At 62.8% G+C, this 17,926-nt stretch carries 13 protein-coding genes and 1 tRNA gene; 6 read left to right on the forward strand and 8 right to left on the reverse strand.

The window, feature by feature from the left end:
• Positions 1-81: 81 nt before the first annotated feature.
• Positions 82-1,908 carry a phosphoenolpyruvate carboxykinase (GTP) gene (locus ACZ881_RS04140; protein ID WP_017198121.1) on the reverse strand — a complete coding sequence of 609 codons (1,827 nt, stop codon included), beginning with the start codon at positions 1,906-1,908 and terminating at the stop codon, positions 82-84.
• Between the two features lie 284 nt (positions 1,909-2,192).
• Between ACZ881_RS04140 and ACZ881_RS04145 the strand changes: the two genes are divergently transcribed.
• Positions 2,193-2,266 (forward strand) — tRNA-Arg (locus tag ACZ881_RS04145).
• A gap of 221 nt (positions 2,267-2,487) precedes the next feature.
• On the opposite strand, the gene ACZ881_RS04150 is transcribed toward ACZ881_RS04145, so the two are convergent.
• Complete coding sequence (locus ACZ881_RS04150) at positions 2,488-3,216, reverse strand: FadR/GntR family transcriptional regulator (protein WP_091465427.1); 729 nt, start codon at positions 3,214-3,216, stop codon at positions 2,488-2,490.
• Positions 3,217-3,503: 287 nt separating this feature from the next.
• Between ACZ881_RS04150 and ACZ881_RS04155 the strand changes: the two genes are divergently transcribed.
• The 5 genes from ACZ881_RS04155 (at position 3,504) to ACZ881_RS04175 (ending at position 9,276) form a co-directional block, all read left to right on the forward strand.
• On the forward strand, positions 3,504-4,961 hold the full coding sequence (locus ACZ881_RS04155; protein ID WP_476112746.1) for a dihydrolipoyl dehydrogenase family protein: 1,458 nt from the start codon (positions 3,504-3,506) through the stop codon (positions 4,959-4,961).
• 72 nt (positions 4,962-5,033) lie between these two features.
• Positions 5,034-5,840, forward strand: coding sequence for a P-loop NTPase family protein (locus ACZ881_RS04160; RefSeq protein WP_476112748.1), 807 nt, complete (start codon positions 5,034-5,036; stop codon positions 5,838-5,840).
• Positions 5,837-7,873: a YhgE/Pip family protein gene (locus ACZ881_RS04165; protein WP_179018694.1), complete on the forward strand. Its 2,037-nt coding sequence runs from the start codon at positions 5,837-5,839 to the stop codon at positions 7,871-7,873. Before ACZ881_RS04160 ends, ACZ881_RS04165 begins: the two co-directional genes overlap by 4 nt.
• Entirely contained in the window at positions 7,870-8,514 is a 645-nt protein-coding gene (locus ACZ881_RS04170; protein ID WP_364307911.1) for a TetR/AcrR family transcriptional regulator, read from the forward strand. The genes ACZ881_RS04165 and ACZ881_RS04170 overlap by 4 nt, the downstream gene beginning before the upstream one ends.
• A gap of 144 nt (positions 8,515-8,658) precedes the next feature.
• Positions 8,659-9,276: a hypothetical protein gene (locus tag ACZ881_RS04175; protein ID WP_476112751.1), complete on the forward strand. Its 618-nt coding sequence runs from the start codon at positions 8,659-8,661 to the stop codon at positions 9,274-9,276.
• Between the two features lie 161 nt (positions 9,277-9,437).
• Here ACZ881_RS04175 and ACZ881_RS04180 read toward each other — a convergent pair whose 3' ends face one another.
• Genes ACZ881_RS04180 through ACZ881_RS04205 form a run of 6 tightly spaced genes read right to left on the reverse strand, consistent with a single transcriptional unit; the run spans position 9,438 to position 17,771 of the window.
• Positions 9,438-10,856, reverse strand: coding sequence for an NAD(P)/FAD-dependent oxidoreductase (locus ACZ881_RS04180; protein ID WP_178993376.1), 1,419 nt, complete (start codon positions 10,854-10,856; stop codon positions 9,438-9,440).
• A gap of 38 nt (positions 10,857-10,894) precedes the next feature.
• The gene (locus ACZ881_RS04185) at positions 10,895-12,499 is read right to left on the reverse strand and encodes a dipeptide ABC transporter ATP-binding protein (protein ID WP_476112753.1); all 1,605 of its coding nucleotides are present in this window, start codon (positions 12,497-12,499) and stop codon (positions 10,895-10,897) included.
• On the reverse strand, positions 12,496-13,353 hold the full coding sequence (locus ACZ881_RS04190) for an ABC transporter permease (RefSeq protein WP_476112755.1): 858 nt from the start codon (positions 13,351-13,353) through the stop codon (positions 12,496-12,498). The genes ACZ881_RS04185 and ACZ881_RS04190 overlap by 4 nt, the downstream gene beginning before the upstream one ends.
• The gene (locus tag ACZ881_RS04195; protein WP_429331283.1) at positions 13,350-14,378 is read right to left on the reverse strand and encodes an ABC transporter permease; all 1,029 of its coding nucleotides are present in this window, start codon (positions 14,376-14,378) and stop codon (positions 13,350-13,352) included. Before ACZ881_RS04195 ends, ACZ881_RS04190 begins: the two co-directional genes overlap by 4 nt.
• 1 nt (position 14,379) lies before the next feature.
• The gene (locus ACZ881_RS04200) at positions 14,380-16,077 is read right to left on the reverse strand and encodes an ABC transporter substrate-binding protein (protein ID WP_476112758.1); all 1,698 of its coding nucleotides are present in this window, start codon (positions 16,075-16,077) and stop codon (positions 14,380-14,382) included.
• Entirely contained in the window at positions 16,074-17,771 is a 1,698-nt protein-coding gene (locus ACZ881_RS04205) for an amidohydrolase (RefSeq protein WP_476112760.1), read from the reverse strand. Before ACZ881_RS04205 ends, ACZ881_RS04200 begins: the two co-directional genes overlap by 4 nt.
• Positions 17,772-17,926: the final 155 nt, after the last annotated feature.

Consider the following 17,926-nt stretch of genomic DNA (forward strand, 5'->3'; position numbering starts at 1 on the left):
ACGACGGCGGCCCGCCACCTTTCATTCGAAAGGTGACGGGCCGTCGTCGTTCGCTTAAGAACGCCGTTGTTCCTAAGAGGTCTAGCCCAGACGGGTCTTGAGACCGTCCAGTTCGGACTGAAGCGCCGCCGGGAGCGACTCGCCGAAGTTGGCGAACCATTCCTCGATGGACGCCAACTCGGTTGCCCATTCCTCGGGATCGACACGAACAGCCGACTCAACCTCGGCCGGGGTCATGTCCAGGCCCTCGAGATCGATGGATTCACCGGTCGGCACGAAACCGATCGGGGTTTCCACGGCGTCAGCCTTGCCCTCGAGGCGCTCGATGGCCCACTTGAGCACACGGGCGTTGTCTCCGAAACCAGGCCAGGCGAAGCCGCCTTCAGCCGTGCGACGGAACCAGTTCACCAGGAAGATCTTGGGCAGACGCTCCGGGTTGGCCTTGGCGGACAGGTTTACCCAGTGGTTCAGGTAGTCACCTGCGTCGTAGCCGATGAACGGCAGCATGGCCATCGGGTCGCGGCGGACCACGCCGACAGCACCGGCGGCAGCAGCCGTGGTTTCGGAGGACAGAGTGGAACCCATGAAGATGCCGTTTGACCAGTCGCGGGCCTCGGTGACCAGCGGGATGGTGGTCTTGCGGCGGCCACCGAACAGAATCGCTGACAGCTCAACGCCTTCCGGGCTGAAGTACTCTTCGGCCAGCATGTCGATCTGGTCGATCGGCGTGCAGAAACGCGAGTTCGGGTGCGCAGCAGGAGCGTCCGAGTCCGGAGTCCAGGACTCGCCGCGCCAGTCAGTCAGGTGTGCCGGGGTTTCCTCCGTCATGCCTTCCCACCAAACGCCACCGTCGTCGGTCAGTGCAACGTTGGTGAAGATGCTGTTGCCCTTGGCGATGGCGCGCATGGCGTTGGGGTTGGTGCCCCAGCCGGTACCCGGAGCAACACCGAACAAGCCAGCTTCGGGGTTGACGGCGCGGAGCTCGCCTTCCTTGCCGAAACGCATCCAGGTGATGTCATCGCCAAGCGTCTCAACCTTCCAGCCCTTGATGGTGGGGTCGAGCAACGCGAGGTTGGTCTTGCCGCAGGCGGACGGGAAAGCGGCGGAGACGTAGTAGGTCTTCTGCTCGGGGGAGGTCAGCTTGAGGATGAGCATGTGCTCAGCCAGCCAGCCTTCGTCGCGGGCCATCACCGAAGCGATGCGCAGCGCGTAGCACTTCTTGCCCAGAAGGGCGTTGCCGCCGTAGCCCGAACCGAAGGACCAAATGGAACGCTCTTCGGGGAAGTGCACAATCCACTTGTCGGTGTTGCAAGGCCATGCGACGTCGGCCTGCCCGGCTTCCAGTGGTGCGCCCAGCGAGTGGAGGGCGGGAACAAAGAAAGCGTCGGTCTGCGTGATGCGGTCCAGGACGTCCGTGCCGATGCGGGCCATGATGCGCATGGAGGCAACAACGTAGGCGGAGTCGGTGATCTCGACGCCAAACTTCGGGTCCTCGGCATCCAAGTGGCCCATAACGAACGGAATGACGTACATGGTGCGGCCGCGCATGGAGCCGGCGAAGAGTCCGCGCAGCTTCTGCTTCATCTCGGCCGGGGCCATCCAGTTGTTGGTGAAGCCTGCGTCGCGCTCGTTCTCGGAGCAGATGAACGTCTGCTCTTCTACACGGGCAACGTCGGCGGGGTCAGAGAACGCCGCGAAGGAATTCGGGAACGTTTCCGGGTTCAGCCGCTTCAGCGTGCCGGCCTCGACGAGTTCGTCGGTGAGCTTCTTGTTTTCTGCTTCGCTTCCATCGACCCAGTGGATGCGGTCCGGCTGAGTCAGCTCGGCAACTTCCTCAACCCAGGCCAGCAGGCGTGCATGCGTAGTAGGTGCCTTCTCAAGCAGCGGCAGTCGCGCCAGATCGCCCATTGCGGTTCCCTTCCTCGGGTTCAGTGGTGTGTCCTAAACGATAGGGGCCGCGGACCAGACCAATCCGCTGTCAGACATCGGACATCCGGAGGCGGTGGAAGCGAAAACCGCTAGAAATCAAGGATTGACAAGCGGAAAGGCTGAATTTAAGTGACGAAGGTCACGTAGACCGGTCTAGTTGCGTAGATTACAGCTTTTCGATTTGGAACTTCACATGAACTTCTGTAAAGTTTATTGAGGTTCGAGGGGGTCAGAGAAACAGACCGCCGAGAATCACACGAAATGCGCCCATAGCTCAGCTGGATAGAGCGTCTGTCTACGGAACAGAAGGTCAGGGGTTCGAATCCCTTTGGGCGCACAGATGAAGACCCGCACCGGCTCGCCGGTGCGGGTCTTTTGTTTTGCCCGGGTACCCAACTAGGTAACAGCAAGTGCTCCACTGAGCCCTCATTGCAGCACTTGCTGTTACCTAGTTGGGTAAGCCGCAGCGGAAGGTGACCCGCACGCAGAAACGCAAGGACCGCCGTCGTACTTTTCACAGAAGTACGACGGCGGTCCCTTGCGTTAAGTGCGGAGCGTTTACTCCCCCACGGCCTCGCTGATGCGGCGACGGATGCCGTCGAAGTGCCGGTTGAGCAGCTCAGAAGCCGAAACCTTGTCGCCGGCAGCAACTGCCGCATAAATTCCGCGGTGCATCGCAGCGGTTTTTGCCAGGTCCTCGTTGCCCGGGCCGATCTCCACGTGGATCTTCCGGTAGACCTTCCAGAAGACCCCCATGAGATTGATCAGGAGTTCGTTGTTGAGAGGTTCGAAAAGGCGGCGGTGGAACTCGGCATCGGCGGCGACGAAGTTCTCGCCAGCGGCAGCCAGATCTTCCATCTGCTTCACGGCCTCCTCGATGGAGGCAAGCTGTTCCTTGGTCATGACATCCATGGAAGAGCCAATCAGCCCGGATTCGAGAGCCTGGCGTACATCTACCAGCTGGAGGGCTTCAAGTCCCTGATGGCGAAGCGAAAGCCGCCCCCGGAACGTGAGCCCATCAGCCAATGCATCAAAGTTGCTCGGCGCCACAAACATGCCGAAGCCGTGGCGGATCTCAATCACGCCGAGGGCCTGGAGCACCTTGAGGGATTCGCGGAGAGTGTTTCGGCCTACGCCCAGGGCGACAGAGAGCTCACTCTCCGTGGGCAATGGATCGCCAGCCTCGAGCTCACGCTCAAGGATCAATTCCATAATGTCCGACTGCAAGGCACGCAGCCGGGCCTGTGCGCTGAACCGCGCCTGCGGAACCACACCGGAAGTTGTCATGGCTTTCTCCTTGCCGATGCACCTGCCCCGCACTCCGGCGAGGCCAGGTTGGGGAGCAGGTGCGGTGTTAATATTGAGGCGAGCATAGTGCCCACCAAAGAACGGGTAGCTCGCAGCATACAATATCGGATGTCCCACCTCCGTCATAGCTACAAGCCGGGAATTCCCTGAGATTTCCCGCACGGGCCGGCCGCACGCGTTGCGAGGCCTGCTCTGCACCCCAAAACCCACCCAAAGCGCGCAAAGCGGGCCTCACAACGCATACCAACCCGGCGTAGGCTTTCCCCATGACTGCCGAGAGCTCCCGGGAATTCGACGTAATCGTTATCGGCGCGGGCGCCGTAGGGGAAAACGTGGCGGACCGGGTGGTTCGCGGCGGCCTGACGGCGGTGATCATCGAAAGCGAATTGGTGGGCGGCGAGTGCTCATACTGGGCATGCATCCCGTCCAAGGCGCTCCTCCGTCCGGGGAGTGTGCTCCACGCCGCCCAAGTGGTGCCGGGCGCAAAGGAGGCAATCACTGGAACCATTGATGCCGAGGCCGCGCTGAAGCATCGGGATTGGTTCACCAATAACTGGCAGGACGGCAGCCAGGTCGAATGGCTGGACAGCGCCGGCATTGAGTTATTTCGTGGACGCGGCCGTATCACAGGCCCGCGCGAGGTCCAGGTGGATGGGCTCGATGGCAACAGCTACGCGCTGAAGGCCCACCATGCTGTGGTGATCGCAACGGGTTCAACCCCTACCGTCCCGGACATTGATGGCTTGAAGGACGTTCCGTTCTGGACCACCCGCGGCGCCACGGCAGCCAAGGAAGTTCCGAAGCGTTTTGTGGTGCTCGGCGGCGGCGTGGCGGGCGTGGAAATGGCGCAGGCATTCGCCCGGCTCGGCTCGGATGTCACGCTGATCGCCCGGGGCCGCCTGCTGAGCAGCTACCCGGAGGAAGCCGCGAACCTGGTCCTGGCAGGGCTTCGCGCCGACGGCGTCGCTGTTCACCTGCACACCGATGTGGAGAAAACGGAGAAGAACGACGACGGCTCGGTGACAGTCACGTTCGACGGCAAAACCACCACCGCCGACCAACTACTGGTCGCCTCGGGACGGCACCCCGCTTTGGCCAATCTGGGCCTGGAAAATGTGGGCGTTGAAGCACAGGACGGTAAGCCCCTGCGACTCACAACCGAAGCCAGCGGATTGGTGGAAGGCCCCGCAAGTGACGGCACCAGCGGACTATGGCTCTACGCTGCCGGCGACGCGGCCGGCAAGGTCCTCCTGACGCACCAGGGTAAATACGAGGCCCGTGCCACCGGTGACGCGATCGTCGCCCGAGCCAACGGCAAGCTCAAAGGAACGCCGCAGCCTTGGAGCCCTTGGGCCCAAACCGCCAATCAGCATGCAGTCCCCAGTGTCGTCTTCACCGATCCTGAGGTTGCCTCCGTGGGCCCGAGCCTGGAGCAGGCGTTGTTGCAGGGCAAGAACGTCACCGGCGTGGAACTGCCCATAGATGTGTCCGGCTCCCAGTTGCACTCCCCCGACTACAAAGGCTGGGCGCAAATAGTGGTGGATGAGGACCGGAAGGTGATCCTCGGCGCTACCTTTGTGGGCCCGGGCGTCGCCGAATTGCTCCATTCTGCAACCGTTGCGATCGTGGGTGAAGTCCCGCTGGACCGTCTCTGGCATGCCGTTCCGTCGTACCCCACCATCAGCGAAGTGTGGCTACGGCTTCTGGAAAAGTACGGCCTGTAGAACCCTTATTTGAACTGACTGGTCAGTTTAGTTAGACTTTCAGCAGACACCATTTCTGCGAAAGGCTTCATTGTGCTGTCCGTACAGCAACTCCAGATCAACGGCCGCCGGGACGATCTCCTCCCGGCAACGTCACTGCAAGTCCGCCGCGGTGAACTCCTGCTCGTGGCCGGAGAGGGCCAGGACCAGCGGACCGCTTTGGCGTTGGCTCTGAGCGGCCGCATGAAGCCAAGCGACGGCATCCTGAGCTGGGACAACACCTCCAAGACCAAGAAAATCCGCCTCGCCAGCGCCTTGGTGGACTCCCCCGGCGTCAACGAACCCGAGCAGCACCTGAGTGTCCGCGATCTGGTCACCGAAGACCTCTCCCTCATCCCCCGCCGTTACCGTGGCGCCCTACTGAGCAAGCCATGGCTGAAGGTCAACAGCTTCGAGGACATCGCCGGACTCTGGATAGAACAAATTCCGGCCACCCGCCGACTTGAACTCCTCACCGCGCTTGCCTTGGCAGATCCGGCCACCGACCTCCTTGTTGTCGACTCCCCGGATCGCCACAGTGCTGATTCCGCGTCGTGGTTACCGCGACTTCAGGCATTGGCGTCCGACGCCGGGCGGCCACTTGCCGTCGTCGCCGTCGTGGGTTCCCTCCCGGACAACTGGACCGGCCCCGCGGCGGTGATTGGAAACTCCGTCACGCATCCCCCTGAACCGGAAGCGAAACCCGCCCCGGCCAAAGAAAAGACAACCCAAACCGGGCCCGCCCAGCCCAAGCCAGCAGCCGCCGTCGAGCCCAAAGCCAAGCACGCGGCCGAACCGGCATCTGAAACATCCGCAGCTGCCCAACCTGAATCCGTAAACCTTCAAAGGACTGCAAAGTGACTGTTCTGCGGCTCGCCCGCTCCGAACTCAAGCGCATGACCGGCGGGCTCCTGCCCAAGCTGACCATCCTCGCCCTGACCATGGTCCCGTTGCTCTACGGCGCCGTGTACCTTTACGCGAACTGGGATCCGTACGGCAACCTGAACCAGATCGACGCCGCCTTGGTGGTGGAAGACACGGGAGCAACGTCGTCGGACGGTACCGAACTGCAGGCCGGCAAGAAGGTAGCAGACAGCTTGGTTGAGGGCCACGTCTTCAACTGGAAGCAGGTGTCCAGCGCCGAGGACGCCGATGCGGGTGTTCGTACGGGTGAGTATGCCTTCGCGCTGCGCATCCCCAAGGATTTCTCCGCCAACCTGGTCTCCCCGGGCAGCTTCGACGCCGCCAACCAGGCCATGTTGCACGTCACCACCAACGACGCCAACAACTACCTCCTGAGCACCATCGTGGACAAGCTCACAACAGCCGTCCACTCCACAGTGGCCAAGGAAGTGGGCGAGGAAACCGCAAACCAGCTCCTCACCGGCTTCGGCACCATCCATGCGTCCATCGTGAAGGCTGCTGATGGCGCCTCGGAGTTGGCCACGGGCGTTGGCAAACTCAGTGACGGTGCCGCAACCCTGCACGACGGCACCACTCAGTTAGTGACCGGCGCCGACCAACTCGTGGCCGGCCAGACCCAATTGCGGGATGGCGCGGTACAACTGAACACCGGTGCCGGCCAGCTGAGTTCGGGACTGACCGAGCTCAAGGATAAAACCGCTACCCTTCCTGGTGATTCGCAGAAACTCGCCGACGGCGCAGCGCAAGTAGCCGCCGGAAACGCCGAGCTGAACGCAAAAGTCCAGGACGTCGTCGGACAGCTCGAAGCGGCAGACAAGGGCCTCCGCAACCGCGTGGTGGAATCCAACGCACGACTGGTGACTGCCGGTGTCCTGACGCAGGAGCAGGCCGACAAGGTCCTGGCGGACTTTGACGCCGCCGCAGCATCGAGCCCGGTGACGGACGCGAAGACCAAGATCACTGGTGATGCGGCCAAGATCCAGCAGCTATCGGACGGTTCAGCTGCCGTGAGCGCCGGGGCATCCAAGCTCGCCGCCGCGACACCAGCCCTGACCGACGCGATCTCGAAGGCTGCCGACGGCGCCGGGCAACTGAGCACGGGCGCCTCAACGTTGGCCGCGGGGCAGCAAACCGCCCTGGAAGGGGCCGGCAAGCTCGACGACGGCGCCCGCCAACTGGACAACGGCGCCAGCCAGCTCGCCAGCGGCGGAGTCACAGCCTCCGACGGCGCCCACACCCTGGCCACCGAGCTCGCCAAGGGCGCGGGAGACATCCCCAACCCGAACGATGAACAGAAGAGCAGCGTGTCCAAGGTGATCGCGGATCCCGTGGCCGTGGACAACGTCTCCCAGGCCAAGGCGGGCTCTTACGGCGCCGGCCTGGCACCGTTCTTCCTGACCCTCGCACTGTGGATCGGCGTATTCATGCTGGTCCAGGCCATGCGACCCATCACCCAACGGGCCCTCGCCTCGAACGCCCCCGCCTGGAAAATCGCCGTCGGAGGCTGGCTGCCGTTCTTCGTGGTGTCCGTGCTGCAGGCCACCATCCTCACCCTCGTGGTGAATCTCGGCCTGGGCCTGAACCCCGCGCACCCGATCGGGATGTGGCTGTTCATGCTTGCAGCAGTGATGGCGTTCAGCGCGATCATCCAAGGCATCGTGGCGCTCATGGGCACGCCCGGAAAGTTCGTGGTGCTGATCCTGCTGGTCCTGCAGCTCGTTTCGTCGGGCGGAACGTTCCCGTGGCAAACCACCCCCATGCCGCTCCATGTTGTTCACGAGGTCCTGCCTATGGGATACGTGGTCACCGGCATGAGGCACCTGATCTACGGCGGTGAACTCAGCATGATCTGGCCAACCGTACTGGGTCTGCTTGGATACACTTTGCTGGGAGCGGCACTGTCAACGCTCGCTGTCCGCAAGCACAAGATGTGGACCCTCAAGACGCTGAAGCCGGAGATCGCAGTATGAGCACCACCGAGCCGGTTCCTTCCGAAACCGGCGCCAGTCTCTCGGAGAAGAAACTCCGCCCCGGCCGCACCAACGCCACCAAGCAGCGCCTGTTCGAGGCCTCCATGGAGCTGATCGGCGAGCGCGGCGCTGCGGGGGTAACCGTGGATGAAATCGCGGCCGCCGCCGGGGTGTCCAAGGGGACTGTCTATTACAACTTCGGCAGCAAGTCCGACCTCATTGCGCAGCTCTTGCGGCACGGTGTGGACATTATGCTGGTCCGGCTCCAGGACGTCCGCGGACAGGCCAACGACCCTCTGGAATCCATGACCAACATGGTGGGCCAAGCCATGGAATTCATGGACGACTACCCCTCCTTCGCCCGCCTGTGGGTCAGCGAAAACTGGCGCACTCCCGGTGAATGGAGTGCCGTGTTTGCCGAGCTTCGCGCTGAACTCCTGGCCGTGATCGGTTCCGCGGTGGAGAGCGTGGCGTCCGGCTACAAGGTTGATGAGAGCATTGCCCGGGGATCCTTGGAGGCGGCAATTTTTGGTGCCATCTTCGTGGTTGGCCTCGACCGGCAGACGTACAACCCTGAGCGCACCCGCGAGCAGAGCGTCGCTGCCGTCATGACCATCATGCATGGGTACGTCATCAAGTAGGTTTGGTCAGCCCGTTGTGGGGCCCGCTCTGCGCATTCTGACGGGCTCATACGACGCAGAGCGGGCCTAGCAACGGTATCCAACTGCAATGTACGACGGCGTGGCGTGGCCACTTGGTCGGCGATGATTAACCTCATGCGTCACATGGGGAACAGCGGGAAGCTTGCGGTGGTGTCCGCGTTCGTCTCGCTCGGGCTGTTGGTGCTGGCCGCCGTGGTGCTTGAGGAACTGGTGCTGTACTTGTTCCTCGGTTCCGTGCTGATCTGCTATTTGGCGTCCATCGTGCAGGTCTTCAACCGGCGACGCTACTTTGTGGTCCTCCTTGGGGCCGCGGGGACCAGCCTTTTCATCGGTTGCAGCATCGCCTTCCTGCGCATGTGGGGAATCGCGTTCAACCAGGACGCCAATGCTCTGGGCAGTGCCGTGAGCACCCAGGATTCAGACATCTACTTTTACTTGGCAGCCGTGGCAGGTTTTGGGACCCTGGGCGTGCTTTTCCTGGGAGCGGTGGTGCCGTCGTTTGGTTCGCGGGCCGGAACTCCAGTTCGACGGCCACCGGCTGTAAAGCGCACTCCCGCACCCCGCAAACCGGCTCCGCGTGTAGGAACCCCCACCAAACGCCCGGCTGCTTCGGCTCCGCGATCGTCCGGTGCAGCGAAGGCTACTCCCGTGAAGCGTCCCGCTCCCCGTACGCCAACGACGCCGGCCAAGCGTCCGGCGTCGAGCGCTTCCACCCCACGCAAGCCAACCCCTAAGCGATAACTCACCCACCAACCCTGCGTTGCGAGGCCCGCTCTACACGCTAACGCAGGACCTAAACGCGCAAAGCAGGCCCCACAACGAACCCGCCCTGCGTTGCGAGGCCCGCTCTACACGCTAACGCGGGATCTAAACGCGCAAAGCAGGCCCCGCAACGAAAGGGGTCAGGAGTCGAATCCCAACCCGACGGCGTCGAGCGCTTTGAGGATCAGGTTCCGTTTTCCCTGATTGTGATCGGCGCGGTCCATGGACCAGCGTGTCAGGTTGATGCCCAGGGAAGCGAGCGGCTCAGGAGGGAAGGGCAGGGGCCGTTTCCGGACCATTTCCACCCGGGTGCGTTCGGTATCCAGACCGGCCAGGAGATCCAGGAGGACGTCGGCTGCAAATGCCGTGGCCCCTACGCCGAGTCCGGTGAATCCTGCCGCATACGCCACCCGTCCCTTCCGCGCCGTGCCGAAGAACGCGCAGAACTGGGTGCTCGAATCGATGGGTCCGGCCCACTTGTGGGTGAACTTCAGGCCCTCGAGCTGCGGAAACGTCGTGAAGAAGTGCGAGGCGATCTTCTCCCACGTCGCTGGCTGGTGCTCGTGCCGCTGGTCCACGCGCCGGCCCCAGAAGTAGAGGGCGTCATAGCCACCGAACAGGATCCTGTGGTCCTTGGTAATGCGGTAGTAGTGGAATTGGTTGGCAACATCCCCGATCCCTTGCCGCTGGGACCATCCGATGGACTCCAACTGCTCCGCGCTCAGGGGCTCGGTCATCAGCGCGTAGTCATAGACGGGCACCGTCATCAGCTGGTTCCGTTTGAGCAGTGACGGAAACACGTTGGTACCGAGGACCACGTTGTCCGCTTCCACGTTGCCTCGCTCCGTAACAACGGTGACGCCCTGTTCGTGGTCCTTCAACTCGCGCACGCGAGTGTCCTCGTAGATCACCACGCCCAGCTCCGTTGCCACCCGAGCCAACTCAAGTCCCAGCTTGTATGGGTGGACCATCGCCACGGAGTCTTTATGCCAGCGGCCGGCCAGGTAGGTGGGAGAGTTGAGCTCTGCCCTCACTGCTTCCTGGTCCAGAAAGACGCTGCCGGGGCTTTCGTCCTCCTTGAGCCAAGCCACCTGGTGCGGTTCCACTGCAACGTTCAGTTCACCGGTGCGCTCCCATTCGCAATCCATGCCGTACTTCTCCACGGCTTCCTGCATGCGGTCCAGGTTCTCCATGCCCAGCCGGTCGAGGGTCTCCAGCTCATCAGGCCAGCGGTTCTTGCCGTTCTCATGGCCGTGGGTGAGGCTCGCCTCGCAGAAGCCGCCGTTGCGGCCCGAAGCTGCCCATGCCACCCGCTCCCCTTCCAGCAGGATCACCGTCCGGCCGGGATCGCGTTCCTTGGCACGCAGCGCCGTCCACAATCCGGTATAGCCGCCACCGACGATCACGAGGTCCGCGGCAGCGTCGCCGTCGAGTTGCGGATAGCGTGTGGCTGAGTCCTTGAGGTGGTCGATCCAGAACGGCCGGTGGGCCGCGCCCTCCAAGGCACGGGATACGACGGCGGCCTGCGGGACATTCCGTTCGAAAACGGTGGTATTCACGGGAAATTCTCCTATTTCAATGGTCAATCTCTCACCGGTCAGGCAGTGACCGGCTCGGCGTCCCACAATGGCCGGGGACGGGAGGCGATGAGGTTTCGCGTGTAGTCGTCCCCAGGGTCCTCAAGGATTCGAGCCGTCGGCCCCTGCTCAACGATCCGGCCCTGATGCATCACCAGGAGCTCGGAACAAATCCGTGAGACCACAGCCAGATCGTGGGTGACGAACAAGATGGTCAGTCCGAGCTGGTCCCGCAATTCCTCCACGAGCTCCAGAACTTGGGCTTGGACAGAGACGTCCAAGGCGCTGGTGGCCTCGTCCAGCACCAGGAGACGGGGGCGGGCAGCGAGCGCCTTGGCCAACGCAACCCGTTGCCTCTGCCCACCCGAGAGGGCACGAGGCCGTGCGTCGAAACGTTCCGGTCCGATGCCCACCCGCCCCAACAGGACCCGGGCGCTGTCTTTGGCTTCCTTGCGTCCTTGCTTCTGATGCAGGCGGAAGACATCTGCCACAGCGTTTCCTACAGGGATGCGCGGGTCCAAAGAGAGGTAGGGGTCCTGGAACACGATCTGGACATCCCTGGCCAGGACTTTCCGTTCAGAGGCCTTCAGGGCCCGGCGCGGCCGGGGGACGTCCCGCAACGTGAGTTCACCCGATGTGGCGGTTTCCAGCGCCACCACCAGTCGTGCCAAGGTGGACTTTCCGGACCCGGATTCACCCACGATCCCCAACGACCCACCCTCAGGGAGGCTGAAACCGGCGTCGTCCAAGGCGGTGATGATTTCGCCGCGGGGCAGTTGGTACGTTTTTGATAGCCCCGAAACCTTCAGCAGCGGGGACCCCACGACCACAGGCGCAGCCAAGCCGCCCACTTCAATCACAGGGGTAGCCTCAACCAGCTGCCGGGTGTAGTCCTGCTCCGGCGTCAGAAAGACAGTCCGGGTTGGCCCGTGCTCCACCACTTCCCCCCGGCGAAGCACGTAGACGCGTTCACGCAAGCTGGCCGCAAGATTGAGGTCGTGCGTAATGAAGAGCATGCCCATTCCCCGTGACTGTTGCTCTTCGCGGAGGAGCCTCACGATCCCCGCCTGGGTAGTGACGTCCAAGGCCGTGGTGGGCTCGTCGCACAGCAACAGATCCGGTGAGTTAAGTAGTGCAGCTGCGATCATGACACGTTGGAGCATGCCGCCCGAGAGCTGATACGGGTGCTGGTCCATGAGCTCCTTGGCACGTCGCAGGCCCACCTGTTCCAGTTGCGTCACGGCCCGTTCCGTGGCCTCGGCCCGGGACAAACCATCCAGTCTCACCAAGGTTTCAGTGAGGAAATCCCCCACGGTCCGAACGGGATTGATGCCCGCCCGAGGATCCTGGAAGATCATGGAAGCGCGTCTCCGTCGCAGCTCCATGAGGCGTTGTTCGCTCGCTGTGAGAGTGTCGAGGCCCTGAACCGACACGATGCCGGAGGACTGCGAGCCACCAGGAAACAAACCCAGGGCGGCCCGGGTAGTCAGCGATTTGCCTGAGCCGGACTCCCCCACCAAGGCGACCGCTTCGCCGTCGTTCACGTGCAGGGAGACGCTGTCCAGCAGGGGCGGCCTGCCCGGAAAACCGAGCGTAAAGTTTTCGATCTGCAAGAGCTGGCTCATGAAAGTTTTCCTCCGATGCGGTCTGAGAGTTCCTCGCCGATGACGTTGACGGCCACTACCACCAGGACCACTACCAACGCGGGCCAGAAGGCCGGCAGGATGTAGCCGCCCAGCAGCGCGCCGCGGGATTCCTCGATCATGGCGCCCCAGTCGCTGGTGGGCGGCTGGACCCCGAGTCCGATGAAGGAGAGCGCTGCGAGGTCGGCCAACACATAACCAAAGTTCAGTGTTGACTGGGCGCCCACAGTGGGAATCAGGTTGGGGAGAACCCGTCCCAGCACCACCCAGGGCGTCCGGAATCCGAGCACGCGGTAGGCCTGGACATAGGGTCGGCTGCGCTCAGCCACCACCAGCGACTGCGCGAGCCTGGCAACGTACGGAACGTAGGCGATGGTCATGGCCAGGATGGGAGCAAAAAGCCCCTTGCCGAACAAGGCAATGGCGAGCATGGCCATGAGCAGTGCAGGGAAAGCAAAGAGGAGATCGAAAAGGCGGCCCAGAACCTTGCCCAGCCAGCCCTCGGACCAGCCGGCCACCAGGCCCAGCAGCAGACCCAGGACAGTGGATCCGATGACCGCGATGGTGGGCCCCAGCAGGGAGGTCCGCCCGCCGTGCATGAGCCGGCTAAGGAGATCACGACCCAGCGCGTCGGTCCCCAGCAGGTGCTGTCCGCTTGGACCGGCCAGGACGTTGTTGAGGTCCACATAGTCGGGGTCGTACGGCGCCAGAACCGGGGCGAATAGTGAGAGAAGTACGACGGCGGCGGCAACGGCGAGCGCGCCCCACGCCATGGGTGACAGGAGGCTGCCGTAACGGCGAAGGCCCGCCTGCGGCAGTTGGATGGCTAACGTCATCGGGACTCCGTTCCGGCCGCGATACGCGGATCAATGAGGGGTTGGACGAGGTCCACCACGGTGTTGACCAGGACGAAAGCAGCCACCACCACCATGACGATTGCTTGAACGACGCCGAAGTCGAGCCTGTCGATGGACTGCACCAGGAGCTGCCCGATGCCGGACAGACCGAACGTCCGCTCGATGATGGCGCTGGAGACCAGGAGGCCGGCCACCAGCACGCCGCTCACGGTGAGGATGGGCCCAAGTGCATTGCGCAGCACGTGGCGTGCCACCACCGATCCGCGGGTAAGGCCGCGACTGGTTGCCACCTCAACGTGTTCGCGGAGCAACTGCTCGTTCATGGAGGAACGGGTCACCCTTGCCACCATGGCGATGTAGGTGATGCCCAAGGCGAGCGCCGGTAGGGTGAGATGCCAGATCCGGTCCCATCCGCCGTCGCCGCTTCCAAAGGAGGGAAACCAGCCCAGGCCCACGGAGAAGAGCGCTACCAAAGCGATGGCTGCCACGAACGGCGGCACTGCCCCCGCAGCGGTGAGCGTGATGAGGATGAAGCGGTCACCGAAGCCCTTGTTGAGGCTGGCCACAATGCCGGCGAACAATCCCAGGACCGTGATGAACACTGCTGCGAGCGCCACCAGTTGCAGGGTGGTGGGCAACCGTCCCAGTAAGACGTCGGAGACATCCTGGCGGTAGGTCAGCGAGCGGCCCCAGTCCCCTTGGAGAATTCCACCTAGCCAGTTCAGGTATTGTTCCCAAGCCGGTTTATCCAGGCCGAACTGCCGGGTGATTTCTTCGAGTGCCTCAGGCTTGGGGCTGCGTCCCCTGAGCAGGAAGCGTGCCGGGTCGCCGGGAACCAGGAAGCGTGAGAAGAACACGGCCAGTGAGGCAACAAACAACGTCAGCACCAGGGCCAGCAGTTTCTTCACGATGTACACCGCCGGTCGGACTGCGCTGCGTTTATCCCGCTGGCGGGTGGGAGCGCCCGGCGCGGTGGTTGCTTGGACTTGATCTGTAGCGGTCATGTCAGCGACCTCCTATCTGGGCTGCCCACGGGAAGTACATGTAGTTGATGGAAGGGTCCGCCCCGGTGATGCGTTTGCCCAGCCACATGGACGTGACGGTCTCGTAGAGCGGCCCCCACACCACTTCGTCGCTGGCCAGTTTGGCGGCCTGGCCCGTCAGTTTGCCCCGGGCGTCGGGGTCCTGCACGCCGTAGGCGGAGTTCACCAGATCATCGAATTCCGGGTTGCTCCAGCCGCCGTAGTTGCTGAAATCGCCGGTTCGCAGCACGCTGTACATTTCCAAGGGCTCGGTGCTGGAGAGATACCAAGAGGTCACCAGGAGGTCCACGTTCTTGCGTGACTCGGGGTCTGAAAACAGCGTGGTGTATTTGTCGTTGGACATGGTCTGGATTTCCGGGTCCAGGCCGATCTCCTTGGCTGCCGATGCGATGGCCCGTGCCGTGATGTCGAAGGCTGCGTTCAGTGACGCGGTGGCGAAGACGAACTTACTACCCTCGGCACCTGCTTCCTGGACAAGTTTCTTGGCTTCTTCCAGGTCATAGGGCGTGGACAGCAGGCCGTCAAAAGCCTCGTCCGTAGTTTGCGATGCAACGTCCTTCCACACACTCTTGGTGGTCAATGCGTCCGTCTTCTTCGCGTACCCCTGTTCGGCCGCCTTGATCAAGGCTTCCCGGTTGATTGCCATCATCAGTGCCTTACGGACCCGAACGTCCTGGAAGGTGCCGCCGAGGTTGGTGAACACCAGGCTTTGCACCGACGTGTCCTCGCCGAAGTACAGCGAACCGGCATCTTTGTTGGCTTTCAGGATGTCCATGGCATTGGAAGGGATCGCGAAGCCGCCATCAATTTCTCCGGTCTGGAACGCATTGATGCGTGATGTGGCATCGGGCAGCATTTTGAAGGTGACCTGTTGGGACTTGGCTTTGAGTTCCGGGTCCCAGTAGTCATCGAAGCGCTTGAGGGTGATGCTTTCACCGGCTTCCCATTGCTCGAATTGGAAGGGGCCGGTGCAGTTCACGCCGGTGCTTGAGTTGCCATAGTCCTTGCCGGCAGCTTCCAGCGTCTCGGCGGACTCAACCACACCTGTTGCTCCCACCAAGGAGCTGTTGAACACGTAGTCCGGCCGGGTGGTGGTCACCGTGACCTCGAAGTCGCCGGTCTTCTCGATGGACTCCACGTTCTGGTAGGCGGAGGCCCAGAAAGATCCCACTTCGGGGTCCACGTGGCGGCTCAAGGAGGCTACGACATCGTCCGCTGTCATCTCGGTTCCGTCGTGGAACTTTACGCCCTGCCGGATGGTGTAAATCCAGGTCAGCGGATCAGGGTTTTCAACTCCCGTGGCCAGGCCCGGCGCCGTGGACAGGTCAGCGTCCCAGCGGAACAGCGACTCGCACACGTTGGACAGGACAGTGTTGTCCGGGTAGTCGAAGGCGTACGCATAGTCCAGGGAGAACGGCTCCGCGTACATGGCCCAGTTAAAGTATTCGATCTCCTTGGTGGGGGCCGGCGTGGAGTCGGACATGGTGAACTTGGCTCCGTCCGCGGCGTCAGCCACGCTGGCGGGCCGAACACCGCAGCCGCCCAGGACCAGCCCGGCCACGACTGCGGCGACCCCAACCGCGGTGATGCGCGACGGCGTCGTCCGCTGTTTCAAACGCACGGCACCTTGCGCGGGCTGCGGCGCTGGCTGCGGCCTCATGGCATTACCGAGGCGGGTTGAGCTTGACTGTCTCGGGTGAGCGCGCGGTCATAGACGCATTCGCCCCCAATCCACGTCTGCGTCACCACCGACCGGTGCAGCTCCTGCGCAGGGAGGTCGAAGACGTTGAGGTCCAGTACGGCAAGGTCGGCGAGTTTTCCTGGTTCCAGCGTTCCCGTTTCCGTTTCCAAGTGGTTGATCCACGCTGAGCCCTGCGTGTAGGCATCCAGGATCTGTTTGAGGCTGAGCTTTTGCGATTCCGGGCCGAGTGGGGGCAGGTCCTCCCCCGGCGCTATGCGGTTTACTGCGACGTGGATGGCCGCAATCGGGTCCGCGGTGGAGACAGGCCAGTCGCTTCCGGCCACCAATCGGGCTCCTGCCGAAGCAAGCTCGCCAAAGGGGTAATGCCTGTCCTCGGCGCCGGGCTCCAGGAACGGGAGGGTGAGGGTGTCCATCTGTTCTTCATGGCAGGCCCAGAGAGCCTGGACGTTGGCCGCCGCATTCAGCCCGGCAAACCGTGGAACATCCTCGCTGCGGACCACCTGAAGGTGCGCCAGGTGGTGCCGGTTGTCGTTCGTCCCGTTGCTGTCCCGCGCTGCCTCCAGCGCGTCCAAAGCACCCGTCACGGCGCGGTCGCCGAGAGCATGGAAGTGAACCTGCATGCCGGAAGCATCTATCGCGGTGACGAATTCCTTCAGCTCCTCGGGCTCGAAGAATTCGATGCCACGGTTATCCGTGTGGTGGCCGTGGTGATCGAGGTAGACGTGATGCATTGCGGCTGTGTAATTCTCTGCCACTCCGTCCACCATCACCTTCACGGTGTTGGCGTTGAGCTGATGGTGGTCGAGGGAATCGGCCACCCTGTCCCGGCGTTGCGTGATTGCTTCCAGCTGGGCCATTCCGGCTGTCCTGTCCCACCATTGGCATGCGGTGACCCGGGCTTTCAAGTCTCCCGCCTTCGCCGCGTCCATGTAGACGTCCAGATGATCGGCATGTTCCCCCTCGGGAATGGGAACCCAGGCGTCCTGCCAGGCCGTGATGCCCTGCGATAGCAGCAGTTGCTGAGAGGCGAGCAGGCCTTGGTACGCCAACGCATACGGCACCGCTGGCTTGACCGCATTGAACAGGTCCATGGCCCCCTCATGAACTGTGCCGGCGGGCGTCCCGTCTTCTTCACGTTCCAGCCGGCCGCCCTCAGGATCAGGTGTTTCCGCGCCGATTCCCGCCGCCTCAAACGCTGCCGTGTTGGCCCACGCGCCGTGGTGGTCCCTGTTGACGAGGTAGACGGGCCGGTCCGGCACCACGGCGTCCAGAAGTTTCCGTGTTGGAGTGCCGCCCGGGAAGAAATCCATGGACCATCCAGCGCCCAGGATCCAGGGTTCATCCGGGTTGTCGGCTGCGTAACGGGCCACCCTCGCCACGGCTTCCTCTGCGCCGGTGGCCTCCGTCAGGTCGCACTGAAGCAACTCGATCCCGGCGAAGATGGGGTGGATGTGGGCATCCTGGAAGCCCGGCACCACCAGTTGCCCTTGCAGGTCCACCTTGCGGGTTTCCGGCGTGACCGAACCGTGAAGCTCGTCGGGTGTTCCGACGGCGATGATGCGGCCTTCGGCTATGGCAAGGTTTGCGCGCAGTGGGCCGGCGTCATTGCCGGTGTACACCCATCCGTTCTCAAACAAAATCTCGGCGTGCATGGTCGAGTCCTTTCGTGGGGAAATTCAACTCTGCGAGACACACTATGAGCCGGATCACACTTAAGTCAACAGTGTTGACATCAATGCTGACAAAGACTTTGACTGGTCCTTGAAAGGAGGAAGCCATGAATCATGTAGGTTGATAATCAACCCGG

The organism is Paenarthrobacter sp. TE3676, from assembly GCF_056279165.1.